Here is a 23,711-nt window from a genome sequence, read left to right on the forward strand (position 1 = left end):
AGTTCAAGGCTTGCCCGACCGGCAAGGCCAATATAGAATGCGCGCTGCTTTTTGAGCAGACCGATAACGGCCTGTCAATAGTGCAAAAAGCCTAAAACAATAACTGGGTGGTGTGAGATGAACGAATTTGAAATGAAGCCGGCTGCGTTGCCGTCCTGGTCGCAGCGCGCGTCGCTACGTGTGCTGAACTTGTTCGGCTGGCGCATGCTGTACCGCCCCCTGCCCGGCCCGCGCGGCATCGCCGTGGTCTATCCGCACACCTCCAACTGGGATTTCATCATCGGCCTGCTCGGCAAGTGGGTGGTCAACCTGCCGTTCCGCTGGCTGGCCAAGGACTCGCTGTTCAAGTCGCCGCTGGGCGGCTGGTTCCGTTCGCTGGGCGGCGAGCCGGTGGACCGCAGCGCGCCGCAAGGCATGATCCGCTCGCAGGCCGAGCGCATGAACGCGGCCGACTGGTACTGGCTGGCCATCACACCGGAAGCCACGCGCGGCTACCGCCCCAACTGGAAGAGCGGCTTCTACCATCTGGCGGTGGAGGCCAAGGTGCCGCTCTGCCTGGTGTACATCGACTATACGAACAAGACGCTGGGCGTGGTCGACCACCTGCATCTGACCGGCGACCAGGACGCCGATCTGGCCGCGATCCGCGCCATCTACGCCGGCCACCACGGCCTGTATCCGAAGAACGAAGCGCCCATCGTGCTGCAGGAACGCCGCGCCGAAGAACGCAAGTAAGCCTTACGCCGTTGCCGCCAGCAGCACGCCGGTGGCGGCGATCGCCGCGCCCGATGCCTTGAGCGCCAGCGCCGGGCTGACGCGGCCCAGCACACGCCCGCCATACACCAGCAGCAGGCTGGCCGCCAGCAGGCCGGCGGCGCTGACCGCCTGCGGCAGCTCGTGGCCGTGGGCGTTACCGTGCAGGATGGCGAACACGCCCACCATCACCGCGCCGGCCGTCGCCGGCAGGCGCACCGCCGCCACCAGCAGCACGCCCATCAGCGCCACCGTCAGCGCGATGCCCGTCTCCAGCGCGGGGATGCTCAGCCCCAGCGCGCCGCTCGCCATGCCGATCAACAGCATGCCGATGAAGGTGGCCGGCAGCCATTGGGCATTCGGTTGGCGTACGCTCCACGCGCCCACCGCCAGCATCGCCAGCAGGTGATCGAGGCCGGTGAACGGATGCGCGAAACCGGCCAGGAAGCCATGCGTATGCGCGCCCGCGCCGGTATGGGCCAGGGCGGCGCCGCTGGCGGCGGCCAATGCGAATGCGGTCAGGGTCTTTTTCATGTGCTCTCCTTTATTGGTCCAGCAAGCCTTGCTGGCGGATGTAGTCGATGACCGCGCTCACGCCCTCGCCGCTGCGCAGATTGGTGAAGATGAACGGGCGGTTGCCGCGCTGCTGTTTGGCGTCGCGCGCCATGATGTCCAGGTTGGCGCCGACGTGCGGCGCCAGGTCGGTCTTGTTGATGATCAGCAGATCGGAGCGCGTGATGCCGGGACCGCCCTTGCGCGGAATCTTCTCGCCGCCGGCGACGTCGATCACGTAGATGGTCAGGTCGGACAGTTCGGGGCTGAAGGTGGCGGCCAGGTTGTCGCCGCCCGACTCCACCAGGATCAGGTCCAGGTTGGGAAAGTCGGCCTGCATGCGGGCGATGGCTTCCAGGTTGATCGAGGCGTCCTCGCGGATCGCGGTGTGCGGGCAGCCGCCGGTTTCCACGCCCATCAGTCGCTCGGCCGGTAAGGCGTCGGCGCGCAGCAGGATCTCCATGTCCTCCTTGGTATAGATGTCGTTGGTGATGACGGCCATGTCGTAGTGGTCGCGCATGCCCTTGCACAGCATTTCGCACAAGGCGGTCTTGCCCGAGCCGACGGGGCCGCCGATGCCGACGCGGAGTGGATTGGAGGTATTCATTTTTATGTGCTCTTTCAGGATCTGTATAAACGGCTGTATTGAACTTCGTGCTGCATCGACAGCAGCGACAGGCCCGGCGCCCAGTTGCACATGTCGTCATCGCTGACGGTTTGCGCGTGACGGGCGGCGGCTTCGATCTCGTCGCGCAGCGACAGCAGCATGCGCTGGCCGGCCACCTGCCCTAGCGGCACCGACTTCACGCACACCAGCACCTGGTTTTCCGCCCAGGCGAACAGCATGGCCAGCAATGCGGCGTCGTGCGGGATGTTCAGCGCGGCCACGGCGCAGCTGTAGGCGGTGGGCAGCGCCACTTCCTGCTCGCTTTGCAGGTGGGCCAGCGTGTCGGCATCGGCAATGCCCAGCTCCGCCACCAGCTTAACGAGCGAGTAGCCCATCTGGATGGTCTCGGCGCGGAATTCGCCGCTGTCGCGCGAGGCGATGAATTTTTCGCTCCAGTCGCTGACGGTGCGCCAGTCCCGCTTTGTCCACGCCTGCATCAGGCGCCAGGCGATGGGGGCTTCCCACTGCGCCACCACTTCGTACAGGTGACGGACGATCCACGCGCGGGCGGTGTCGGCGTTGTGGACAGTGCCGCTTTCCAGCGCCGCTTCCAGCCCTTGCGAATAGCTGTAAGCGCCGATCGGCAGCGCCGGACTGGCGAATTGCAGCAGGTGCAGCAGCGCGGCCGCCTGCATCACCACCCCGCTGCCCCGGCGCGGGCCGGGATGCTCGGCATGGGTCCCGGCGTCCGCCGGGACGACGCGGGGCGGGTCATTGCGGGTCGCCCGGACGGTGGATCTTCTGGCGCAGCGGGATTGGCGCCAGCGGACCATGGCCGTGGTCATGGTGATGCCCGTGGCCGCCGCCGTAGGCGCCGGACTCAGGCTCGAATGCCGCCATCTCTTCCACCACCGTCGCGCCCAGCCCGGCCAGCATCTCCTTCAGCACCGCGTCTGCGCGGATGCGCAGGAAGCCGTCGCCGACCTGCGCCTGCGTGTGGCGATTACCGAGGTGGAAAGCGCAGCGCAGCAGCGCATGCGCGTCCGCGCACGTCACCTTGTAAGTCGGCTCCGGCGCGGCCACCACGCGCACCACACGCTTGTCCTCGCCGGTCAGCAGGTCGCCGTCGCGCAGCACGGTGCCGCGCACGGTGAACACCGCCACTTCCTCGCCGCTGTCCAGCGTGGCGCGCAGGCGGCACTTCTCGCGCAGTTCGTACGGCAGCACCAGTTGCGCGGCAATCGCATCAGCGTGCGGAATCTTGGTATGTAAAGTCAGCATCTTCAGAACAGGAAATAGCGCTGCGCCATCGGCAGCACGGCGGCCGGTTCGCACACCAGCAGCTCGCCGTCGGCGCGCACTTCATAGGTTTCGGGATTGACGTCCATGCGCGGCGCCAGGCCGTTGTGGATCATGTCCGACTTGCGCAGCGCGCGCATGCCCTTGGCCACGATCAGCGTCTTGTTCAACTTGAGCGCCTCGCCGATGCCGGCGTCGTACGCGGCCTGCGACACGAAGGTGAACGACTTTTTCAAGCCGCCGCCGTAGGCGCCGAACATGGGCCGGTAGTGCACCGGCTGCGGCGTGGGAATCGAGGCGTTCGGGTCACCCATCTGCGCCGCCGCGATCATGCCGCCCTTCAGTATCGTCGACGGCTTGACGCCGAAGAAGGCCGGCTTCCACAGCACCAGGTCGGCGATCTTGCCCACTTCCACCGAACCCACCGCATGCGCGATGCCGTGCGTGATGGCCGGATTAACGGTGTACTTGGCCACGTAGCGCTTGACGCGGAAGTTGTCGTTGCGCGCAGAATCCTGCGGCAGTGGCCCGCGCTGCACCTTCATCTTGTGCGCGGTCTGCCAGGTGCGCATGATCACCTCGCCCACGCGGCCCATGGCCTGCGAGTCGGACGACATCATCGAAATGGCGCCGATGTCGTGCAGGATGTCCTCGGCGGCGATGGTCTCGCGGCGGATGCGCGATTCGGCAAACGCCACGTCCTCGGTAATGGCCGCGTCGAGGTGATGGCAGACCATCAGCATGTCGAGGTGCTCGTCCAGCGTATTGACCGTGTACGGGCGGGTCGGGTTGGTGGACGACGGCAGCACGTTGCCCTCGCCCACCGCCGCGATGATGTCCGGCGCATGGCCGCCGCCCGCGCCCTCGGTGTGGAAGGTGTGGATGGTGCGGTCCTTGAATGCGGCCAGCGTGTCGGCCAGGTAGCCGCCTTCGTTCAGCGTGTCGGTGTGGATGGCAACCTGGATGTCCATCCGGTCGGCCACCGACAGGCAGTTGTCGATGGCGGCCGGGGTGCTGCCCCAGTCCTCGTGCAGCTTGAGGCCAATCGCGCCGGCGTGGATCTGCTCCTCCAGCGGCGCCGGCAGGCTGACATTGCCCTTGCCGAGAAAGCCGAGGTTCATCGGAAAGGCGTCGGCCGCCTGCAGCATCGCGTGCAGGTGCCATGGCCCCGGCGTGCAGGTGGTGGCCGAGGTGCCGGCCGACGGCCCGGTGCCGCCGCCGATCATGGTGGTCACGCCGCTCATCAGCGCTTCCTCGATCTGCTGCGGGCAGATGAAGTGGATGTGCGTGTCGACGCCGCCGGCGGTGACGATCATGCCCTCGCCCGCGATAATCTCGGTCGCGCCGCCTATCGCCATCGTCACATTCGGCTGGATGTCCGGGTTGCCGGCCTTGCCGATGCCGGCGATGACGCCGTTCTTCAAGCCGATATCCGCCTTGACGATGCCCCAGTGGTCGATGATCACCGCGTTGGTGATCACCGTGTCCATCACCTCGGCCGCCACGCGCTGCGACTGGCCCATGCCGTCGCGGATCACCTTGCCGCCGCCGAACTTCACTTCCTCGCCGTAGGTGGCGTAATCCTTTTCGATTTCGATAAACAGTTCAGTGTCCGCCAGCCGGATGCGGTCCCCGGTGGTGGGACCGAACATCTCGGCGTAAGCGCGGCGCGAGATGGTCGCCATCAGCTCAGCTTCCCCATCACCTTGCCGTTGAAGCCATACACCTCCTTGTCGCCCTCCAGTGTCACCAGTTCCACGGTGCGCTGCTGGCCCGGCTCGAACCGCACGGCGGTACCGGCGGCGATGTTCAGGCGCTTGCCGTAAGCCTTCCAGCGCTCCAGCTTGAGCACCGAGTTGACTTCAAAGAAGTGGAAGTGCGACCCAATCTGCACCGGCCGGTCACCCTGATTGGTGACCACCACGGTGGTGGTTTCGCGGCCCGTGTTCAGGCCGATCTCGCCTTCTTCAAGCTTGTATTCACCTGGGATCATGATGAACTCCTTTAAGGGATGGGGTTGTGGACAGTCACAAGCTTGCTCCCATCGGGGAACGTCGCTTCGACCTGGATGTCAGGGATCATTTCGGGGATACCCTCCATGACGTCGGCGCGCGTGAGTATCCGCGTACCGTCGGACATCAGTTGGGCGACAGTTTTGCCGTCGCGGGCACCTTCCATGATGGCGCAGGTAATCAGCGCCACCGCTTCCGGGTAATTCAACTTCAGGCCGCGGGCAAGGCGGCGTTCCGCCACCAGGCCCGCGGTAAAAATCAACAGCTTGTCTTTTTCGCGTGGAGTCAAGTCCATGTCGTGTTCTCTTTCGGCTCTTTCAGGTTTGCCAGATGCGCGGCGTGACGGCCTCGCGCTCCAGCAGATGCGGGCGCACGCGGCGCCATACATTCAGCATCAGGCGGCGCGCGGTTTCGCTGTCGTCGCCCAGATGACGTGCCACCAGCACGCCCTTGGTCTGCGTGACGCCGAAGACGTGATCGCCGTCGGCGGCGATGTCGGCGCGGATGTCATTCAATACGGCGGCCGGCAGCGGCTTGCCGGCGGCGATCAGCGTGGCGCAGACGGTGCGGCCGTTCAGCGCCAGCGGGCTGTCCAGGTGGCCGCCGACCATGTCGCCCTGCTCCCACCAGATCAGCCGCCCGTCGCGGCGGATGCTGCTGCGCTGGCGGATGCGGCCGGTGTTGAACACCTCGCCCGAACCACGCCGGCCCATGCACAGGATCTCGCAGCCGATGAAGGTGGCGCCGGCCGCCAGTTCCACGTGCTGGTCCAGCACCACGCTGGCGGTGTCGAAGAAGATGGTTTCCTGCGGCAGCCACTCCAGCGCCGCGTTGCGGTTGACGTGCAGGTGCACGGCCTGGCGCGACACCTTGCCATTGGCCTTGTACCACTTGGCCGCGCCGGGCGTGGTGATGAAGGCGTGGGCGTGGTCGCCGACGCCGATGTCGATTTCCAGCTGGTCGCCGCCCACCACGCCGCCCGGCGGATGGACCACGATGGCGTGGCAGACCTTGCCGTCTTCGGGATACAGCGCCTTCTGCACCCGCAGCGGGCCGGAGTGGATTTTGTCCAGCAGCCGCGTGGTGCCGCCGTCATCCGCAAAACCGAGCGTGAGGCTGGCCTGCCAGGCGGCGCTGCTGGCGGCAAGGTCACGCGATGCGGTGCAATCGGGCATAAAACTGGACAAAAGAAATAATGTACTGTCCCATGCAATCCGCGTGCCAGCCTAAACCCGCCCCCGCGCCGTTGCCGCGCACCGTCACACAGCACGGCGCACCAAAGTGGTGCGACCGCTGGCAAAACCTTTTTCGCCGTCCGCAGAGTCCCCGCTGTTGTAAAAAAGTGCCGCACAGAAAATAATTTTTGGATTTTCTACGCCAGCAAAAGCACTGCCGCGTACAGCAAAAGCAGCTTTTTTACTGATCAGGAATAATGGATTTCATTGAGGCGCGGAAATAAAAGTTGTCGTCACAGCGCCGCCAACTACATCGAATGGAGAACTCATCATGCTCAGCAAGTCCGTATCCCGCATCGCCCTGCTGGCCGCCGCCGGCGCCGCGCTGTTGCCGCTCCTGAGCGGCGCCGCCGTGTACAGCAACGGCAACAAGACCGCCAACTTCGACGTCACGCTGAAAATCATCGCCGACTGCACCATCGCCGCCACGCCGCTGGACTTCGGCCAGTCGCAGGGCGTGCTGGCCACCTCGGTCAGCGTCAACACCAATCTGAGCGTCACCTGCACCAACACCACGCCCTACAACATCGGCCTGAACGCCGGCAATGTGGCCGGCTCCACCACCTCCGCGCGCCTGATGGGCGGCACCGGCGGCAACACCAGCACCGTGGCCTTCAACCTGTACCAGGCCGCCGGCGCCACCAACTGGGGCAATGTGCAGGGCACCGACACCAAGTCCGGCACCGGCACCGGCAGCGCGCAAACCCACACCGTGTACGGCGTGGTGCCAGCGCAGAACACGCCGCAACCGGACACCTACAAGTCGACGATCACCGCCACCGTCTACTTCTAAGCAGCCCATTCCCCTCCGCCGCCAGCCCCACCACAGCTGACGACGCGACACAGCATCTCCCCGGCGCCCAATCCCGCGCTACCGTTTCCCCTGTTTTCACCGACACCGCCCCAGCGTAGCGGCAACGATTATTTTTGCAGCCACTCACTGGAGAACCACCATGCCACGCACCGTCACGCCCCGCCTCGCCGCCGCCGCAACCCTGATCGCCATGCTGGCCCCGATGGTGGGCGGCGCCGCCGTCTACAGCAACGGCAGCAACACCAGCAACTTCGACGTCACGCTGAAGATTGTGGCCGACTGCACCATCGCTGCCACGCCGCTGGACTTCGGCCAGTCGCAGGGCGTGCTGGCCACCACCGTGTCGGTCAACACCTCGCTGCAAGTGACCTGCACCAACACCACGCCCTACAACGTCGGCCTCAACGCCGGCTCGGTGGCTGGCTCCACCACCGCCGCGCGCCTGCTGGGCGGCACCGGCGCCAACACCAGCACCGTCGCATTCAACCTGGCCATGACCGCTGGCGGCGGCAACTGGGGCAATACCCAGGGCACCGACACCAAGTCCGGCACCGGCACCGGCGCGGCCCAGACCCTGACCGTGTATGGCGCGATTCCCGCACAGTCCACGCCGCAGCCAGACACCTACAAATCGACCGTCACCGCCACCGTGTATTTCTGATTATTGAAGCCGGCGCAAGGGAGCTTTGATCCGCGAGCGCTTGGCGCGCACCGGCGCCGTCCCCATACTGTCTGCTTCTTGATTGATATCTGGAGCGGCACATGAAAGTATTCGTTACCGGCGCGGCCGGTTTTATCGGTAGTTCGATCGCGGCGGGCCTGGTGCGCGCCGGCCACGAGGTGGTGGGCCTGGTGCGCAAGCCCGAACAGCTGGAAGAAGTGAAAAAGATCGGCGTGACCGGCGTGCTCGGCACCCTCAACGACCGCGACCTGCTGATCGCCCAGGCACAGGCGGCGGACGCCGTCATCAACGCCGCCAGCAGCGACAACCGCGCGGCGGTGGAAGCCTTGGTCGACGCGCTGGCCAATACCGGCAAGGTGTTGCTGCACACCAGCGGCTCCAGCATCGTCGGCGACGCCTCGGGCGGCGAAGGCACCGACAAGATCTACCACGAAGACCATCTGCCCGCCCCCACCGCCGACAAGGCCGCGCGCGTGGCCATCGACCAGCTGGTGCTGGACGCGGCCAGCAAGGGCGTGCGTTCTGCGGTGCTGTGCAATACGCTGATCTACGGCCACGGCGCGCTGCCGCGCGACTCGGTGCAACTGCCGCGCCTCCTCAAGCAGGCGCGCAAGAGCGGCGTGGTGCGCCACGTCGGCCCCGGCCGCAACATCTGGTCGAATGTGCACATCGACGACGTGGTCGACCTGTACCTGCTGGCGCTGGACAAGACCGAGCCCGGCGCGTTCTACTTTGTGGAAAGCGGCGAGGCGGCGTTCCGCGACATGAGCGCGGCCATCGCCAAGGCGCTCAACCTGGGCCAGCCGCAGGACTGGCCGCTGGAGCAGGCCCAGGCGGAATGGGGCTACGAGATGGCCTCCTACGGCCTGGGCTCGAACAGCCGCGTGCGCGGCGAGCGCGCCCGCAAGCAGTTGGGCTGGCAGCCGCACCGTCCGCCGGTGCTGGACTGGATCGCCCGCGACATGCTGCGCGCCTAAAGCAGGCCTGTTTTACTGCAGATCGGGATACGGGCTCTTGCCGCCTTCGGCGATGAACTGATCGATGCGCGCCTCCAGCACCGGCAGCGGCACCGAGCCCAGTTGCAGCACGGTGTCGTGGAAGGCGCGGATGTCGAACTTCTCACCCAGGGCTTTCTCGGCCTTCCGGCGGGCGTTGATGATGCTCATCTCGCCCAGGTAGTAGGACAGCGCCTGGCCCGGCCACGAGATGTAGCGGTCCACTTCCGTTTCGATTTCATGGTCGGACAACGCGGTATTGGCGTGCAGGTAGTCCTGCGCCTGTTTGCGCGTCCAGCCCTTGCTGTGGATGCCGGTGTCGACCACCAGGCGCGATGCGCGCCAGGCCTGGTAACTCAGCATGCCGAAGGTTTCGTACGGCGTTTCATACATCCCCATCTCGGCGCCCAGGCGCTCCGTGTACAGCGCCCAGCCTTCGCCATACGCCGAGATGTAGGCGTTGCGGAAGGCCGGACGGCCCTTCTGCTCCATCGCCACCGGCATCTGGAAGGCGTGGCCCGGCGCCGATTCGTGCAGCGTCAGCGCCGGCATGCTGTACAGCGCGCGCGACGGCAGGTTGTAGGTGTTGACCAGGTAGACGCCCGGCCCGCCGCGGCCCGAGGTGTAGAACGGCGCCTGGTCGTCCGGCACCGGAATGATGGCGAAACGTCGGCGCGGCAGGTAGCCGAAGTACTGCGACACCTTGCCGTCGAACTTCTTGGCCACCCAGGCGGAGCGCATCAGCAGCTCTTCCGGCGTTTTGGCGTAGAACTGCGGGTCGGTGCGCAGGAACTGCAGGAAGGCCGGCAGGTCGCCCTTGAAGCCGACCTGCTTCATCACGTCCTGCATCTCGTTGCGGATCTTGGCCATTTCATCGAGTCCGATCTGGTGGATCTGGTCCGCGCTCATCGAGGTAGTGGTGAATTCGACGATCTTCGATTGGTAGTAGGCTTTACCATCCGGCAGGCTCTCGGCCGCCAGTTCCTCGCGCGCCTTGGGCACATACTCTTCGCGCATGAACTTCAACAGCGCCTGGTGCGCCGGAATGACGTCGGTGGCGATGACCTTGACCGCCTGCGCCCGCAACGCCTCCTGCTTGTCGGCCGGGATCGCGGCCGGCATGGTCTTGAACGGCAGGTAGAACACCGTGTCCTGGGGCGTTTTCGCCTCGGTCACAGAGGTGATGGAGCCATCGCGGCCGACCAGCGTCACTTTCGGCGGCGTAAAGCCGCGCGCCAGACCCGCGCGCATGTTGACGATTTCGTCGTTGAAGTAGCGCGGCACGTCGGCCAACTGCTTCAGGTAGTCGCGGTACTCGGCCTCCCTGGTCATCGGGCGGCGAGCGGTGCCGGCCATGTTGGACCAGAAGGCGGTATCGGCGTTCAGCGGCTTTTCATATTCCCTGAACTGCTGGGCGGCGATCAGGGCGGCGATTTGCGCCTTGTACACCTGGTAGTTGATGCGCTCCGCCGGCGACAGGCGCGCTTCCTTGATGCCGTCCAGCTTTTTCATCACGTCCTGCCAGTAGGCCAGGCGCTTGTTCTGCGTGGCGACATCGATGCGCGGCAGCGAGACCGAGACGCCGCTGTCGTCGTCATCCTCGCCGTCTTCCATTTTCTGGCTCAGGCGCCATTTCCATTCCTGGGTATAGATCGCTTTCAGCTGCGCGTCCGCGGGTCCGGGCTTGACGGCCGGCGCGGTGGCGGCGCTGGCGCCAAGGCACAACAACATGCAGGCACCGGCGATGGCGGTGCGGAACTTCTTATCCATAAGACTCCGGGAGAGGGTTAATTACATGGTCAACAGATTGCGCCGCTCGCGCAGCAGCGCGGTGAACGCCTCGGCGTTCACGGGACGGCTGAAATAATAGCCCTGCATCTCGTCGCATCCGCGTTCGGTCAGGAACCGGACCTGCTCGCGCGTCTCGACGCCTTCGGCGATCACGCGCATGTTCAGGTTGTGCGCCAGCGAGATGACCGACAGCGCGATGGCCGCGTCGGCGCTGTTGGTGGTGACGTCGTCGACGAACGATTTGTCGATCTTCAGCACGTCGATCGGGAAGCGCTTCAGGTAACTCAGGCTGGAATAGCCGGTGCCAAAGTCGTCCAGCGAGATGCTGACGCCGATGTCCTTCAGGCGGCGCAGCGCCGCCACGGCCTTGTTCGGATCGCCCATCACCGTGCCCTCGGTGATTTCCAGGCCGAGGTAGGCCGGCGCCACGCCGAACTTGCGCAGCGTGCTTTCCACGTACGGCACGGTGGCGTCGTTGGCGAACTGGCCGGCGGCCAGGTTGACCGCCACCTTGATCTGGCCCAGGCCCTGATCCTGCCACACCTTCATCTGCGCGCACACGCTCTCCAGCACCCATTCGCCAATCGAGTTGACCAGGCCATATTCCTCGGCCAGCGGAATGAAGCGGTTGGGCGGCACCTTGCCCAGCACCGCGTTTTCCCAGCGCAGCAGCGCCTCGGCGCCGACCATGGCGCCGGTCTTCAGGCATACCTGCGGCTGATAATGGACCTCGAACTCGTCGCGCGCGATGGCGCCGCGCAACTGGCTCTGGATCGCCAGCTTGTCGCGGATTTCCGCGTCCATGCGCTCGGTGAAGAAGGCGTAGTTGTCGCGGCCGATCTCCTTGGCGCGGAACAGCGCGGTGTCGGCGTTGCGCACCAGTTCATCGAAGCTGTCGCCGTCGGTCAGGCTGACGGCGATGCCGATGCTGGAAGTGACGGTGATCTGCTGGCCCTCGATCACCAGTTCCTTGCGCAGGCCGGCCAGGATCTGCTGCGCCAGCGCCATGGTGGCGCCCAGTTGCGGATCGTCGGCCACGATGATCTGGAATTCGTCGCCGCCCTGGCGGGTCACGGTGTCGCCCTCGCGCACGGTTTCGGTCAGGTACTGCGACACCACCTGCAGCGCCTTGTCGCCCATGTCATGGCCGTAGGAGTCGTTGATGCTCTTGAAGCGGTCCAGGTCCAGGCACATGACGGCCACGCAGCGGCCTTCGCGCCGCGCCGCGTTCAGCGTCTGGGCAAAGCGCTGGCGCGCCAGCAGGCGGTTCGGCAGCCCGGTCAGCGCGTCGTGGTTGGACAGGAAATCGATCAGATGCTGCTCGGCCTTGCGCTCGGTGATGTCCATGAACACCGCCACGTGGTTGATCACGTGGCCGTCGGCGTCGCGCACCACCGAGGCGCTCAGCAGGCCCGGATAGGTCTCGCCGTTCTTGCGGCGGGCGAGGATCTCGCCCGACCAGTGGCCGGTCTTGGCGAGCGACTGCACCAGCGCCTCGAACGACTCCTGGTCCGGTTCGCCGGCGTGCAGCAGGCCGACACTCTGGCCCATCACTTCCCTCGCGGTGTAACCGGAAATCTGCGTGAACGCGGGATTGGTGGCGACGATGCGCGCTTCGCGGTCGGTCACCACGATGGCGTCCTGGGTCGCCTCGAACACCTGGCTGGCCAGGCGCAGGAATTCCTCGTTGGCGCGGCGCTGCTCGACTTCCTTCGCCAGTTCGGCCGTGCGCTCGGCCACGCGCTCCTCCAGCAGCGCGCGTTCGGCCGCCAGCGCCTTCTGCGCCCGGCCCAGGCGCACGTGGGCGTCGGTACGCGCCAGGATCTCCTCGGCCTGGAACGGCTTGGCGATGAAGTCGACCGCGCCCAGCGCGAAGCCGCGCACCTTGTCGTCGGTGTCATGCTGGGCCGACAGGAAGATCACCGGCACCTGGCGCAGTTCGGGATGTTCCTTGAGCCGGCGGCAGACTTCAAACCCGTCGATGCCAGGCATGCGCACGTCCAGCAGGATCAGCTCCGGCGGCCGCGATTGCGCGGTCCACAATGCCAGCTCGCCGTTGGGGGCCTGGCGCACGTAGTAACCGGCTTCGGTCAGCAGGTCGCTCAGCAGCTTGAGCGAGGCCGGCGTGTCCTCCACGATCAGCACTTCGCCCTTGGTGTGTTGTTCCGACAAATCCCGGTGCATGTAAAAGTCTTTCGCCAATTAGCTTATACGTCCGCCACTATAATATACCGGTCAGGCCATGGACTCCAATTCACTGCCCGCATCGTCCAGCAGCGCGCACAGCTGCGGATACTGGTGCAGCTGCACCATGCGCTCGATGCGCGCCACCACGTCGGCCAGCGCCGCCGGCAAGGGCTCGAGCAGCGCGGCCACGCGCGCCAGGTTCAGCTCCTGCAGCGCGGTCTTCAACTCGGCGCGCAGCGCCGCGTCCAGGCGCTGCAGGTCGGCGCGATCCAGCGGTGCCGGCGCCGGGCGCGCGCCGGCGCGGTGGCGACGCACGAACTGCAGATTGAGCTGCTGCTCCAGCACCGCGTACAACTGCTCCTGCTCCACCGGCTTGCGCAGGAATTCATCGGCGCCGGCGGCCAGCGCCGCCTCGCGCTCCTCGGCGAACGCGGACGCGGTCAGCATCACGATGGCCGGCTGCGGCCCCTCCTGGTTGGCGCGGATCTGGCGCGTGGCGCTGATGCCGTCCAGCGCCGGCATGCGCCAGTCCATGAACACCAGGTCCGGCTGCCACACATCCACCATGGCCAGCGCCTGCGCGCCGTCGCCCACCACCGCCACCTCGAAGCCCAGGGGCGTGAGCAGGCTTTCCATCAGCGCGCAGCCGTCGGCGTTGTCGTCCGCCACCAGGATGCGGCGGCGCTGCTGCGGCGCCAGCGCGGTGACCTGGTGCACGCGATGGGCCGGCGCCTCGTCCGCCACCTGCACGATGACGCTGAAATGGAAAGTCGCGCCCTGCCCCGGCGCCGACTGCAGCGCCAGCGTGCCGCCCATCAGCTGCACGAATTCGCGCGAGATGGTCAGCCCCAGGCCGGTGCCCTCCCTGGCGCCCGGTCCGTCGGCCTGGATGAAGGGCTCGAAGATGCGCTGCTGGTCTTCCTCGGCGATGCCGGGACCGTCGTCGATGACGGCAAACGCCAGCTCGCAATGGCCGTTGCGCGAGACGCCGCGCACCTTGAGCGTGACCTTGCCCTGCGCGGTGAACTTGACCGCGTTGGACATCAGGTTCAACAGCACCTGGCGCAGCTTGGTGCCGTCCACGCGCGCGCTGGCCGGCAGGCCGGCGCTGTCCAGCACCAGCTCGACGCCGGTCTGCACCGCGCGCATGCTGACCATGTCCATGACTTCCTGCAGCATGCCGTGCAGGTTGACCACTTCCGTTTGCAGCACGGCGCGGCCGGCCTCGATCTTCGACAGTTCCAGGATATCGTTGATCAGGGTAAGCAGGTGCTGGCCGGAGTGGTGGATGATGGCCAGGTTGCGCTTCTCCTCCGGCAGCATGTTCTTGGAATCTGCCATCAGGCGCGAGAAGCCGATCACGGAATTGAGCGGCGTGCGCAGCTCGTGGCTCATATTGGCCAGGAAGGTGCTCTTGGCGCGGTTGGCCGCCTGCGCCTGGCGCACCGCCACCGACAGCGCGTTGGTGCGTTCGGCCACCAGGTCTTCCAGGTGATTGCGGTGGCGGCGTAGCTCCTGCTCCGCCACCCGGCTGTCGGTGACGTCGTAGTTCACGCCCACCATGCGCATGGCGTGGCCCTCGCTGTCGCGGAAGGTCATGGCGTCCGCCTTCATGTAATGCACCGTGCCGTCCGGCCAGATCAGGCGGTACTCGATATCGAATTCCGCCGTGCCGTTGAGCGCCTGCTGCAGCAGCAGTTCGGTCGGCACCGCGTCGTCCGGGTGCACCATCTTGCGCCAGGCGTCGAACGGGTTATCCAGCTTGCGGCCTTCCATGCCGTGCAGGCGGTACATCTGTTCGTCCCACACCATCTGGCCGGTGACGATGTTCCAGTCCCAGATGCCGATGGCGGCGGCGCTGGAGGCGATCTGCAGGCGCTCCTCGCTGGCGTGCATGGCCACGTAGCGGCTTTCCATCAGCCGCACCATGTCGCGGATCGAGGCGTTGAGGGTTTTCAGCTCGCCGGTGTACCAGTCGCGCGGCGGCGACGCGCCGGGATTCTGGCCGGCCTTGACGCTGGCGGCGTAGCGCTCGATATTGGTCAGCGGCTTGAGGATCAGTTGCCACAGCAGCAGGTAGAGGCTGAGCACCAGCGTCACGTCCAGCACGAAAATCAGGCCGGCGATGGTGTACAGGCGCTGGCGCAGCTGCACGATCAGTTGCGCCGGCGAGGCGTACACGGTGATGGTGCCGATGTTCTGCCCGCCCGCCACGATCGGCCGCTGCTCGGACAGCAACTCGGGATCGGACGGCAGCCGCTCGGCCGGCACCAGCTGCGCCTGCGCGTTGCGGGTCAGGATGAAGGCGCGGGTGCTGGCCACCGGCGCCACCGCGCTGGCGTACAGGTCGCGGTTGCTCAAGCCGCTCTTCATGATGGTGACGATCTGCGTCTCGTCGAAATTCCAGGCCGGCAGCGCCACGGCGGCGGCCAGTTCGTCGGCGCTGTTGGCCAGCGTCTTGCGCAATTGCTCCCAGCGCTGCGCGCGTTCCACCTGGTAGAAGTACAGCGCGAAGGTGGTCAGCACCAGCGTCACCACGGCGGTCAGCGTGACGCTGACAAAGACAGCGATGGATACTTTTCCGGCACGGCGGGCAAGTCGGACCAACATCGGCAAACCATTCTTCTGGGGTTAATCTTGATAGGAACGCCTTAGATCATAGGTTCAATCCCGCCCGAAGTCCATGCATATTTGCGCCTAAGCAACATCCTTGGCGAGATGTAACTGGTCAAAGGCGTTGGCGGTGCTGAGGAACAGCTTGCCGTTCAGCTGCTGCAGCAAGGTGCTGTGGCGCAGGCGGTCCATCACCGGCCCCTTGACCTCGGCCAGATGCAGGCCGATGCCGCGCCGCTTCAGGCTCTGGTTCAGCTCCGCCAGCGCCATCAGCGCGGTGGTGTCGATCGAGCTGACGGCCGACATCACCAGCACCAGGTGGCGCGCGCTCTGGTGCGTGGCCAGTTCGCACTCGATGCGCTCGCTCACCGCCTCGACATTGCCGAAGAACAGATTGGCGTCGATGCGCAGCACCAGCAGTTCCGGCTGCGTTTCGGCCGGATAGCGGTCGATATTGCGGAAATGCTCGGTGCCGGCGATGCGCCCCAGCACCGCGATGTGCGGCCGGCTGGCGCGCCAGATCAGGGTCCCCATCGACAGCGCCACGCCGACAATCACGCCGGCCTCCACCCCCATCACCAGCACGCCGAGGCAGGTCGCGCCCCAGGCCAGGGCGTCGCCGCGGTCGTACTCCCAGGCGGTGCGCAGGATGCCCAGCTCCAGCATGCCCAGCACGGCGACGATGATGGTGGCCGCCAGCACCGGCATCGGCAGCAGCGCCAGCCAGCCGGTGGGCGCCAGCAGCGCGCCGGCCAGCAGCGCGGCGGTGATCAGGCTGGCCAGCGGCGTGTGGGCGCCGGCCGCGAAGTTGACGGCGGAACGCGACAGGCTGCCGGTCACCGGAAAACCGCCGGACAAGGCGCTGGCCACATTGGCCGCGCCCAGGCCGATCAGCTCGCGGTTGCTGTGCAGCTTCTCGTTGCGCTTGAGCGCCAGCGCCTGCGCGCCGGACATCGACATCAGGAACACGATGAAGCCGATCAGCAGTCCCGGTTGCAGCAGCGCGCGCCAGTGCTGGCTGGACGAGGCCAGGTTCAGGCGCGGCAGGCCGGCCGGGATGGCGCCGGTGGTGCGCACGCCCTGCGCCGCCAGGTCGGTGCAGGCCATCAGCGCGATGCCGCCCAGGACCACCAGCATCGGCGCCAGCTTGGCGCCGATGTCGGCCGCCGCCGGCGGCAGGCCGCAGCGCTTCAGCAGGCCGGCCAGGTACTGGCGCGCCAGCACCAGCAGCACCAGCGCGCCCACGCCCAGCGCGGCGCTGGGGGCGTGGACATGCGACAGGCCGCCGCCCAGCAGCGTGTGCAGCTGGTCGAAGGCGATCACGATGGCGGAACCGACGGTGAAGCCGCTCATCACCGGGCGCGAAAAGAAGTTGGCCAGGAAGCCCATGCGCAGCAGGCCGCACAGCAGCAGCACCGCGCCGGACACCAGCGCCAGCTGCGCCGCCAGCACGCCGGCCAGCGCCGAACCGGCCGGCGCCAGCGGCGCGATGACGGCGGCCGTCATCAGCGAAATGATGGCCATCGGGCCGACCGACTGCGTCATGCTGCTGCCGAACAGCGCGTAGACGATGGGCGGCAGGATGCTGGCGTACAGGCCCACCACCGGCGACAGTCCCGCCACCACGGCGTAGGCCATGCCTTGGGGGATCATCATCATCGTCACCACCAGGCCGGCGCTGATGTCGCCCGGCAGGTGGTCGCGGCGGTAGTGCTTCAGCCAGTGCAGCATTGTTGTTCCACAGTACACAAAGCCGGTAGTTTAGCGCAAATGCGCGCGGCAAATTAGCAAATGCGGAAAACGTATATTGCGATCCAGCGGCTGCGCTAAGATAATGCGCTGACAGCACCCGCGCACCCCGCACACCGCTGCGGCCAGGGTCTGACCCCGTACGGGGTCAGATCCTTTCGTTCGGAGTACTGCATCCATCAACCCAGGAGGCTCATCATCATGAAACGCGTTACCGGCATTGGCGGCATCTTCTTCAAGGCGAAAGACCCGGCGGCGCTGCGCGCCTGGTATCAAAAGCATTTGGGCATCGACGTGCAGGCCTGGGGCGGCGCGGCGTTCACCTGGCAAGGCGCGGAGACCACCATCTGGTCCGTGAGCGGCGCCGACGAAAACCACTTCGGCAACGCCCCCTTCATGATCAACTACCGCGTCCACGACCTGCCCGCGCTGCTGCAGGCGCTGCGCGACGAAGGCTGCCAGGTGCTCGACAAGACCGATGATTCCGAATACGGCAAATTCGGCTGGGTCATCGATCCGGAAGGGAACAAGGTCGAACTGTGGCAGCCGCCGGCCGGCCAATAACTCAGCCCCGCAACGTCGCGCTGCCCTTGCCGTCCAGCTTCATCCCGGTCAGGCGTTCGCCGTAGCGGACCTTGACGACTTGCCCCGGCTTGCCGCGCAACTGCAGCAGCTTCAGCTGGCCGTCGGCCCAGTCCAGATCCAGCTCCACGCCGCCGCGCGCGCGCACGCCGCGCAGCGCGCCCTCCGGCCACGCCTTGGGCAAGGCCGCCAGCACCCGGACTTCGCCGCCCCACGATTGCACCAGCATTTCCAGGATCGCCGCCGTGCCGCCGAAATTGCCGTCGATCTGGAACGGCGGGTGGGCGTCGAACATGTTCGGGTAGGTGCGCTCGGGGCCGAGCAGCCCTTGCAGGATGCCGTAGGCGCGCTCGCCCTCGCCCATGCGGGTCCACAGTGCCAGCCGCCAGGCGGTGGCCCAGCCGGTCGACTTGTCGCCGCGCGTGTTGAGCGTGACCTTGGCGGCGGCGATCAGCGCCGGCGTGTCGCGCACGTTGATTTGCTCGCTCGGATAGACGCCATACAGGTGCGAGACGTGGCGGTGCTGCTGCTCGGGCGCGCCGGCGTCCCAGTCCTCCAGCCACTCCTGCAACTGGCCCTGCGCGCCCACGCGGTCCGCCGCCAGCCGCGCGCGTTTGGCGGCCAGTTCGGCAGCAAAGGCGGCGTCGCTGTCGTTCAGCAGCGCATGCGCCGTCAGCGTCCAGCCGAACAGATCGCGGATGATCTGGCGGTCCATGGCCGGCCCGGCGCAGGTGGCCACGCCCTTGTGATGCTCGTTCTCCGGCGAGATGGACGGCGACGTCACCAGTCCCCTGCCCTGCGGGTCCTCCACCAGCGTATCGACAAAGAACAGCGACGCGCCTTTCAGCAGCGGATAGATGCGGCGCAGGTAGACCGGGTCCGGGTGGTAGTCGTAGTGGTCCCACAAGGCCTGGCACAGCCACGCCCCGCCGCAAGGCCACATGCCCCACAGCGGCCCGTCGATCGGTGCGGTGGCGCGCCACAAGTCGGTATTGTGATGCGCCATCCAGCCGCGCGCGCCGTAGCCCTTGCTGGCGGTGACGGCGCCGGTCACGCTCAGGTCTTCCACCATGCGCAGCAGCGGCTCCACGCATTCGGCGATGTTGGCCGATTGCGCCGGCCAGTAGTTCATCTGCGTGTTGATGTTGATGGTGTACTTGCCGCCCCACGGCGGATTGGTGCCCTCGTTCCACAGCCCTTGCAGATTGGCCGGCTGCCCGCCCGGCCGTGATGAGGACAGCAGCAGATAACGCCCATACTGCACGTACAACGCGGCCAGGCCGGGATCCGGTTGTTGCTCGGCCAGCGCGATGCGCCGGTTGGTCGGACGCGGATCGGCGGCGCCGGCGCCTATCCGCAGCGACAAGCGGCGGAACAGCGCCTGGTGCGCATGCACATGGCCGCTGCGCAGCCGCGCATACGGCTTGGCGGCAGCGGCGGCGGTCTGCGCGCGCACCATTCCGACCGGATCGCCGCCGACGTCTGCGTAGTTGATGTAGCTGGTGGCGGCGGCCACCAGCAGCGTGACCGTGGTGGCGTCGCGCACCTCGATGCGGTCGCCACGCGGGGTAATGGCGCCATCGCCCAGCGCCTGCACCCGCACCGCGTAGCGCAAGGCGGACGGAATGCCGGCGGCGGCCACGTTGCGGCCCTCGATCAGCAGCGCGTCGGCGCCATCGGCGCGCAGCGACAGGCTGGATGGCCGCTCGTCCGCGCGCAACGGCTCGCGGTAGTCCCACGGCATCGGCGGCGCGGCCGTTTCCACCTTGGCGCCGGTGTAATCGGTGCTGCCATAGCTGGTTTCGCGCGGATGGCGGTAGCCCAGGTCGAAGTTCATGACGCCGCCGGTGGCAACCAGACGGATGACGATCACCTGGTCCGGCGCGCTGGCAAACACCTCGCGCTTGTACTGCACCTTGCCGTCGCTGAAGCGGGTGGAAGCGATGGCGGTGTCCAGGTCCAGCCAGCGCCGGTAGGCCGCGGCTTCGGTGGCGCCCTGGAAGTCCAGCAGCAGGTCGCCCGCCGCGCCGTACGGCATCTGTGTCTTGGGGAGGCCCATCATCGACGACGAGATCAGGTCCGCCGCCTCGGCGAACCTGCCGTCATCGATCAGCGCCCGCACCCGCGGCAGCGCGGCCAGCGAACGGGGATTGTTGGGATCATACGGACCGCCGGCGAACAGCGTGTCCTCATTGAGCTGGATGCGCTCCTGCGCGACGCGGCCGAAGCACATGGCGCCGAGGCGGCCGTTCCCGACCGGCAGCGCCTCCACCCACGGCCCGGCGGCCTGCTCATACCACAGCGACAGGCTTTCCTGCGCGCCGCGCGTGGTGGCTTGTACGGCCGCCCGGGCCAAACCGGGAAAGGCCATGGCCAGTCCCGCCGTGATCATGAAATTGCGTCTTGTTGTCGTCTCCATGCAGCGTATTCTGCACGGGAAGGCATCACGCCACAATAATGAAATTCACCATCCCGCGCTACGATTTTGACGACGAGCCGGGCAGCGTGTACTTCACCGCTTCCAGCACCTCCCGCGACAGCGCCTCGTCATCCACCGCGCGCGCCAGCACAATCGCGCCGACCATGGCGGCGTAGTTGGCCAGGGCCTGCTTGCGCTGCCGCTCGGCGTCCTCGCCGGGCATCAACTGCTCCAGGATCGCCATCTGGCTGCGCGCGCCGGCCGTCAGCGCATGCCGCGCCTTGGGGCCGAGCCGCGCCACGTCCGGGCCCAGCGCGGTCACCGCGCAACCCAGTTCCGGGTGGTCGCGGTGCTGCTCGTTCAGATAGCCGTTGTAGATCTTCTCCAGCGCCGTGTCGCGCCCCTCGGCCAGATAGCCGTCCCAGCGGTCCACCGATTTTTTCAGCGCGTGGGCGGCCGCCTCGGCCAGCAAGTCTTCCTTCGATTCGAAATGACCGTAAAAGCCGCCGTGCGTCAGCCCGGCGCTCTTCATCAGATCGGCCACGCCGATGCCGTCGTAGCCCTTCTCGCGGAACAACCGGGCGGCGGTTTCCACGATGCGCTCGCGGTTGAGCGCCACTTGTTCCCTGCTGACTTTCATTTTCGACTCCTACTTCTAATCCATTGACATTATACATGACAGGCATAATATATCAATCATTACGACCATCATTAAAGGAAACCCATCATGAAAGCCGTTATCAGCGCCTATGCCCGTTCACCCTTTCATTTCGCCCGCAAGGGCAAGCTGGCCGAGGTCCGCCCGGACGACCTCGGCGCGCAAGTGGTCAAGGGCTTGATCGCGCGCACCGGCATTGATCCCACATTGCTGGACGACGTCATCCTCGGCTGCGCCTATCCGGAATCCTCGCAGGGCAACAACCTGGCGCGCATCGTCTCGCTGCTGGCCGGCTTCCCGCACGAGGTCAGCGCCATGACCATCAACCGCTTCTGCGGCTCGTCCATGTCCGCCATCCACATCGCTGCCGCCAACATCGAGGCCGGCCTGGGCGAGGCCTACCTGTGCGTGGGCGTGGAGTCGATGACCATGGTGCCGCAGGGCGGCTTCAACTTCTCGCCCAATCCGCAACTGCTGGCCGAGACCGACGCCTACATCAGCATGGGCGACACCGCCGAAAACGTCGCCCGCAAATACGAGGTGGCGCGCGCCGACCAGGAGGTGCTGGCCCTGCAGTCGCACCAGAAAGCTGCCGCCGCCCGCGCCGCCGGTTTGCTGAAGGACGAAATCGTCCCCATCGCCACCGCCAGCGGCGAGGTGATCGCGGAAGACGGCTGCATCCGCCCCGGCACCACGTTGGAGGCGCTGGCGTCGCTGAAGCCGGTGTTCGATCCGGAGCATGGCGTGGTCACCGCCGGCACCTCGTCGCCGCTGACCGACGGCGCCTCGGCGGTGCTGGTCACCAGCGAGGACTTCGCCCGCCGCCACGGCCTGGCGCCGAGCGCGCGCATCGTCTCGATGGCGGCGGTGGGCTGCGACCCGGCGCTGATGGGCATCGGTCCGATTCCGGCCACGCAAAAGGCATTAAAGCTGGCCGGCCTGACGGCGGCGGACATCGACGTGGCCGAGATCAACGAGGCCTTCGCCTCGCAGGCGCTGGCCTGCGTGCGGGAGCTGGGCATCAAGCCGGAGGTGCTGAACATCGACGGCGGCGGCATGGCCATCGGCCACCCGCTGGGCGCCACCGGCGCGCGCATCACCGGCAAGGCGGCGGCGCTGCTGAAACGCACCGGCGGCCGCTACGCGCTGGCCGCGCAGTGCATCGGCGGCGGCCAGGGCATCGCCACCATCCTGGAAAAAATCTAGGCGGCCAGCTCGATGCTGTTGCGGCCGGCCCGCTTGGCGCGCTGCAGCGCGATGTCGAGCCGGTCGAGCAGCGCGCCGCTGCCCTCCTCCGGGCCCACTTCGGTCACGCTCAGCGCCACGCTGACGCTGCCGCCATAGCCGGCGACTGGCAGGTCGGCGTCGGCCAGCGCGGCGCGCAGCTTTTCTGCCAGCCGCATGGCGTCGGCCGCGCTGGTGTGGGTGGCGACGATGAGGAATTCCTCGCCGCGCATGCGCGCCAGCGTGTCCGAGGCGCGCAGCCGGCCCTGCACCGTTTCGGCCACCTTGCGCAGCGCCGCCTCGCCCACCGGCGAACCGTATAAATCATTCGACGACCGGAAACTGCCGACGTCGAACGACAGCACCGCCAGCGGCAGGCCATAACGGCGCGCGCGGCGGATTTCGTTGTCCAGCGCATCCTCGCCGGCGCGGCGGTTGGCCGCGCCGGTGACCGCGTCCACGGTGCTCATCTGCGACAACTGGCCAGACAAGGCATCGTTGCGGTGCTTCAGTTCACTCATGCCCAGGCCATAGCTGACGAATTGCGCCAGGCTGGAGAAGCACGCGAACTGCTCGCGCGAGAAGCTGATGTGGCGGTCGAACATCAGGCAGATGGCGCCCATCTCGGGGCCGCCCGGCTCGGCGCGCAGCGGCAGCGCCAGCACCATGCGCACGTTGCGGTCGTGCAGCGCCATCGCCAGTTCCGGGTCGCCGGCTTTTTCCGGCGCGTCCAGCAGCACCATCTCGCCGCGCGCCACCGCCATCAGCGGCGGGAAGCTGTCGCGCAGCGGCGATTGCAGCAGATGGTCGCGCCGCTGCAGCAGGCGGCCGAGGTCGAGGTGGTTGCGCGCTTCCTGCGCCACCAGCTGCAGGTCGCCGCGTTCCTTCATGTGCAGCACGGCGGTGTGGCGCACGCCGGGGAAATTGCACAACGCCAGGCAGATTTGCGAGGCCATGATGTTGATGCTGTCGATGCCGCCCAGCGCGCGCTGCAGGCTGCGCTGCACGCTCAGCAGGTCGCGCAGTTCCTTTTCCTTGTCGAGCAGCGCCTGCTGCATGGCAGCGGCGGGGTCGGCCGGCACTGCCAGCGCCTGGCGCACGGCCTCCTGGAGCGCGTCGTTGAGCACGGGGCAGATGCGGTAGTCGAAGGTGCCGTAGGCCATCAGCTCCGGCAGCCAGGCGCTGTGCTCGTAGGCGCACAGCAGCAGGATGGGAGCGCCGGCGCGGCCGCGGATCAGCGCGCCGATGCCGGCCAACTGGTTCAGGTGCTCGAAGCCGTTCAGGTCGAGGATCAGCAGGTCGGCCTCGCGCTTGGCCAGCGCGGCGCTGGTGGCGTCCACCTGGTCGCAGGAGACGAGTTGCGAGAACATTTCCCCGCAGCACGACTGGAATTCCGCGCGGCGATCGGGACTCGGATTGAAGAAGACGCCCGTGCTGTTCGAGCGGCTGTAGATTTGCGGCATGGTGTGCTCCCCTAGTTTCTTTTTAGTTTTTTCCTCGAACGATAGTGTGCCATAACGTTCAAAATTATCAATCTTT

General features: G+C 66.8%; 21 protein-coding genes. 6 read left to right on the plus strand and 15 right to left on the minus strand.

Annotation, left to right across the window (positions count from 1 at the left end):
- Positions 1-117 precede the first annotated feature (117 nt).
- A complete protein-coding gene (locus FHW58_RS08840; protein WP_179672660.1) occupies positions 118-735 on the plus strand; it encodes a 1-acyl-sn-glycerol-3-phosphate acyltransferase in 618 nt (205 codons plus the stop codon).
- Between the two features lie 3 nt (positions 736-738).
- On the opposite strand, the gene FHW58_RS08845 is transcribed toward FHW58_RS08840, so the two are convergent.
- The 8 genes from FHW58_RS08845 to FHW58_RS08880 form a co-directional block, all read right to left on the minus strand.
- The gene (locus FHW58_RS08845; RefSeq protein WP_179672661.1) at positions 739-1,287 is read right to left on the minus strand and encodes a HupE/UreJ family protein; all 549 of its coding nucleotides are present in this window, start codon (positions 1,285-1,287) and stop codon (positions 739-741) included.
- Between the two features lie 10 nt (positions 1,288-1,297).
- Positions 1,298-1,918 carry an urease accessory protein UreG gene (gene ureG, locus FHW58_RS08850; RefSeq protein WP_179673343.1) on the minus strand — a complete coding sequence of 207 codons (621 nt, stop codon included), beginning with the start codon at positions 1,916-1,918 and terminating at the stop codon, positions 1,298-1,300.
- A gap of 8 nt (positions 1,919-1,926) precedes the next feature.
- On the minus strand, positions 1,927-2,607 hold the full coding sequence (locus FHW58_RS08855) for an urease accessory protein UreF (RefSeq protein WP_179672662.1): 681 nt from the start codon (positions 2,605-2,607) through the stop codon (positions 1,927-1,929).
- A gap of 76 nt (positions 2,608-2,683) precedes the next feature.
- Positions 2,684-3,193 carry an urease accessory protein UreE gene (gene ureE, locus FHW58_RS08860; RefSeq protein ID WP_179672663.1) on the minus strand — a complete coding sequence of 170 codons (510 nt, stop codon included), beginning with the start codon at positions 3,191-3,193 and terminating at the stop codon, positions 2,684-2,686.
- A gap of 2 nt (positions 3,194-3,195) precedes the next feature.
- Positions 3,196-4,896 carry an urease subunit alpha gene (ureC, locus tag FHW58_RS08865; protein WP_179672664.1) on the minus strand — a complete coding sequence of 567 codons (1,701 nt, stop codon included), beginning with the start codon at positions 4,894-4,896 and terminating at the stop codon, positions 3,196-3,198.
- A complete protein-coding gene (locus FHW58_RS08870; RefSeq protein ID WP_179672665.1) occupies positions 4,896-5,204 on the minus strand; it encodes an urease subunit beta in 309 nt (102 codons plus the stop codon). The genes ureC and FHW58_RS08870 overlap by 1 nt, the downstream gene beginning before the upstream one ends.
- A gap of 11 nt (positions 5,205-5,215) precedes the next feature.
- The gene (locus FHW58_RS08875; RefSeq protein WP_179672666.1) at positions 5,216-5,518 is read right to left on the minus strand and encodes an urease subunit gamma; all 303 of its coding nucleotides are present in this window, start codon (positions 5,516-5,518) and stop codon (positions 5,216-5,218) included.
- Between the two features lie 22 nt (positions 5,519-5,540).
- Positions 5,541-6,398, minus strand: a complete 858-nt coding sequence (locus FHW58_RS08880) for an urease accessory protein UreD (protein WP_179672667.1) — start codon at positions 6,396-6,398, stop codon at positions 5,541-5,543.
- A gap of 331 nt (positions 6,399-6,729) precedes the next feature.
- Here FHW58_RS08880 and FHW58_RS08885 point away from each other — a divergent pair, with 331 nt between their 5' ends.
- The 3 genes from FHW58_RS08885 (at position 6,730) to FHW58_RS08895 (ending at position 8,931) form a co-directional block, all read left to right on the plus strand.
- The gene (locus FHW58_RS08885; protein ID WP_179672668.1) at positions 6,730-7,251 is read left to right on the plus strand and encodes a spore coat U domain-containing protein; all 522 of its coding nucleotides are present in this window, start codon (positions 6,730-6,732) and stop codon (positions 7,249-7,251) included.
- Positions 7,252-7,411: 160 nt separating this feature from the next.
- Positions 7,412-7,933 (plus strand): spore coat U domain-containing protein, encoded by a 522-nt coding sequence (locus FHW58_RS08890; RefSeq protein WP_179672669.1) that lies wholly within the window; start codon positions 7,412-7,414, stop codon positions 7,931-7,933.
- Positions 7,934-8,034: 101 nt separating this feature from the next.
- Positions 8,035-8,931, plus strand: coding sequence for an NAD-dependent epimerase/dehydratase family protein (locus FHW58_RS08895; RefSeq protein ID WP_179672670.1), 897 nt, complete (start codon positions 8,035-8,037; stop codon positions 8,929-8,931).
- A gap of 12 nt (positions 8,932-8,943) precedes the next feature.
- Here FHW58_RS08895 and FHW58_RS08900 read toward each other — a convergent pair whose 3' ends face one another.
- From FHW58_RS08900 to FHW58_RS08915, 4 genes are all read right to left on the minus strand, one after another.
- On the minus strand, positions 8,944-10,719 hold the full coding sequence (locus FHW58_RS08900) for a DUF885 family protein (protein WP_179672671.1): 1,776 nt from the start codon (positions 10,717-10,719) through the stop codon (positions 8,944-8,946).
- 21 nt (positions 10,720-10,740) lie between these two features.
- A complete protein-coding gene (locus FHW58_RS08905; protein WP_179672672.1) occupies positions 10,741-12,924 on the minus strand; it encodes a GGDEF domain-containing response regulator in 2,184 nt (727 codons plus the stop codon).
- Between the two features lie 51 nt (positions 12,925-12,975).
- Positions 12,976-15,537: an ATP-binding protein gene (locus tag FHW58_RS08910; RefSeq protein WP_179672673.1), complete on the minus strand. Its 2,562-nt coding sequence runs from the start codon at positions 15,535-15,537 to the stop codon at positions 12,976-12,978.
- Positions 15,538-15,624: 87 nt separating this feature from the next.
- A complete protein-coding gene (locus tag FHW58_RS08915) occupies positions 15,625-17,271 on the minus strand; it encodes a SulP family inorganic anion transporter (RefSeq protein WP_179672674.1) in 1,647 nt (548 codons plus the stop codon).
- Positions 17,272-17,490: 219 nt separating this feature from the next.
- Between FHW58_RS08915 and FHW58_RS08920 the strand changes: the two genes are divergently transcribed.
- Positions 17,491-17,853 carry a VOC family protein gene (locus FHW58_RS08920; RefSeq protein ID WP_179672675.1) on the plus strand — a complete coding sequence of 121 codons (363 nt, stop codon included), beginning with the start codon at positions 17,491-17,493 and terminating at the stop codon, positions 17,851-17,853.
- 1 nt (position 17,854) lies between these two features.
- Here FHW58_RS08920 and FHW58_RS08925 read toward each other — a convergent pair whose 3' ends face one another.
- Together FHW58_RS08925 and FHW58_RS08930 are read right to left on the minus strand one after the other, a co-directional pair.
- Positions 17,855-20,263: a glycoside hydrolase N-terminal domain-containing protein gene (locus FHW58_RS08925; protein ID WP_179672676.1), complete on the minus strand. Its 2,409-nt coding sequence runs from the start codon at positions 20,261-20,263 to the stop codon at positions 17,855-17,857.
- An 85-nt stretch (positions 20,264-20,348) separates the two neighbouring features.
- On the minus strand, positions 20,349-20,930 hold the full coding sequence (locus FHW58_RS08930; protein ID WP_179672677.1) for a TetR/AcrR family transcriptional regulator: 582 nt from the start codon (positions 20,928-20,930) through the stop codon (positions 20,349-20,351).
- An 87-nt stretch (positions 20,931-21,017) separates the two neighbouring features.
- On the opposite strand from FHW58_RS08930, the gene FHW58_RS08935 reads away from it, so the two are divergent.
- Positions 21,018-22,154, plus strand: a complete 1,137-nt coding sequence (locus FHW58_RS08935) for a thiolase family protein (RefSeq protein WP_179672678.1) — start codon at positions 21,018-21,020, stop codon at positions 22,152-22,154.
- On the opposite strand, the gene FHW58_RS08940 is transcribed toward FHW58_RS08935, so the two are convergent.
- Entirely contained in the window at positions 22,151-23,635 is a 1,485-nt protein-coding gene (locus FHW58_RS08940) for a GGDEF domain-containing protein (RefSeq protein ID WP_218892651.1), read from the minus strand. The two genes, FHW58_RS08935 and FHW58_RS08940, sit on opposite strands and share 4 nt — an antisense overlap.
- Between the last annotated feature and the right edge of the window lie 76 nt (positions 23,636-23,711).

The sequence above is a fragment of the Duganella sp. 1224 genome (assembly GCF_013408245.1).
Taxonomy (GTDB): domain Bacteria; phylum Pseudomonadota; class Gammaproteobacteria; order Burkholderiales; family Burkholderiaceae_D; genus Rugamonas.

Excerpts from the sequence above, each read along its gene's own strand:
- FHW58_RS08840 (WP_179672660.1), top strand. The coding sequence starts at position 118 with ATGAACGAATTTGAAATGAAGCCGGCTGCGTTGCCGTCCTGGTCGCAG.
- FHW58_RS08845 (WP_179672661.1), bottom strand. The coding sequence starts at position 1,287 with ATGAAAAAGACCCTGACCGCATTCGCATTGGCCGCCGCCAGCGGCGCC.
- FHW58_RS08855 (WP_179672662.1), bottom strand. The coding sequence starts at position 2,607 with ATGCAGGCGGCCGCGCTGCTGCACCTGCTGCAATTCGCCAGTCCGGCG.
- ureE (WP_179672663.1), bottom strand. The coding sequence starts at position 3,193 with ATGCTGACTTTACATACCAAGATTCCGCACGCTGATGCGATTGCCGCG.
- ureC (WP_179672664.1), bottom strand. The coding sequence starts at position 4,896 with ATGGCGACCATCTCGCGCCGCGCTTACGCCGAGATGTTCGGTCCCACC.
- FHW58_RS08870 (WP_179672665.1), bottom strand. The coding sequence starts at position 5,204 with ATGATCCCAGGTGAATACAAGCTTGAAGAAGGCGAGATCGGCCTGAAC.
- FHW58_RS08875 (WP_179672666.1), bottom strand. The coding sequence starts at position 5,518 with ATGGACTTGACTCCACGCGAAAAAGACAAGCTGTTGATTTTTACCGCG.
- FHW58_RS08880 (WP_179672667.1), bottom strand. The coding sequence starts at position 6,398 with ATGCCCGATTGCACCGCATCGCGTGACCTTGCCGCCAGCAGCGCCGCC.
- FHW58_RS08885 (WP_179672668.1), top strand. The coding sequence starts at position 6,730 with ATGCTCAGCAAGTCCGTATCCCGCATCGCCCTGCTGGCCGCCGCCGGC.
- FHW58_RS08890 (WP_179672669.1), top strand. The coding sequence starts at position 7,412 with ATGCCACGCACCGTCACGCCCCGCCTCGCCGCCGCCGCAACCCTGATC.
- FHW58_RS08895 (WP_179672670.1), top strand. The coding sequence starts at position 8,035 with ATGAAAGTATTCGTTACCGGCGCGGCCGGTTTTATCGGTAGTTCGATC.
- FHW58_RS08900 (WP_179672671.1), bottom strand. The coding sequence starts at position 10,719 with ATGGATAAGAAGTTCCGCACCGCCATCGCCGGTGCCTGCATGTTGTTG.
- FHW58_RS08905 (WP_179672672.1), bottom strand. The coding sequence starts at position 12,924 with ATGCACCGGGATTTGTCGGAACAACACACCAAGGGCGAAGTGCTGATC.
- FHW58_RS08910 (WP_179672673.1), bottom strand. The coding sequence starts at position 15,537 with ATGTTGGTCCGACTTGCCCGCCGTGCCGGAAAAGTATCCATCGCTGTC.
- FHW58_RS08915 (WP_179672674.1), bottom strand. The coding sequence starts at position 17,271 with ATGCTGCACTGGCTGAAGCACTACCGCCGCGACCACCTGCCGGGCGAC.
- FHW58_RS08920 (WP_179672675.1), top strand. The coding sequence starts at position 17,491 with ATGAAACGCGTTACCGGCATTGGCGGCATCTTCTTCAAGGCGAAAGAC.
- FHW58_RS08925 (WP_179672676.1), bottom strand. The coding sequence starts at position 20,263 with ATGATCACGGCGGGACTGGCCATGGCCTTTCCCGGTTTGGCCCGGGCG.
- FHW58_RS08930 (WP_179672677.1), bottom strand. The coding sequence starts at position 20,930 with ATGAAAGTCAGCAGGGAACAAGTGGCGCTCAACCGCGAGCGCATCGTG.
- FHW58_RS08935 (WP_179672678.1), top strand. The coding sequence starts at position 21,018 with ATGAAAGCCGTTATCAGCGCCTATGCCCGTTCACCCTTTCATTTCGCC.
- FHW58_RS08940 (WP_218892651.1), bottom strand. The coding sequence starts at position 23,635 with ATGCCGCAAATCTACAGCCGCTCGAACAGCACGGGCGTCTTCTTCAAT.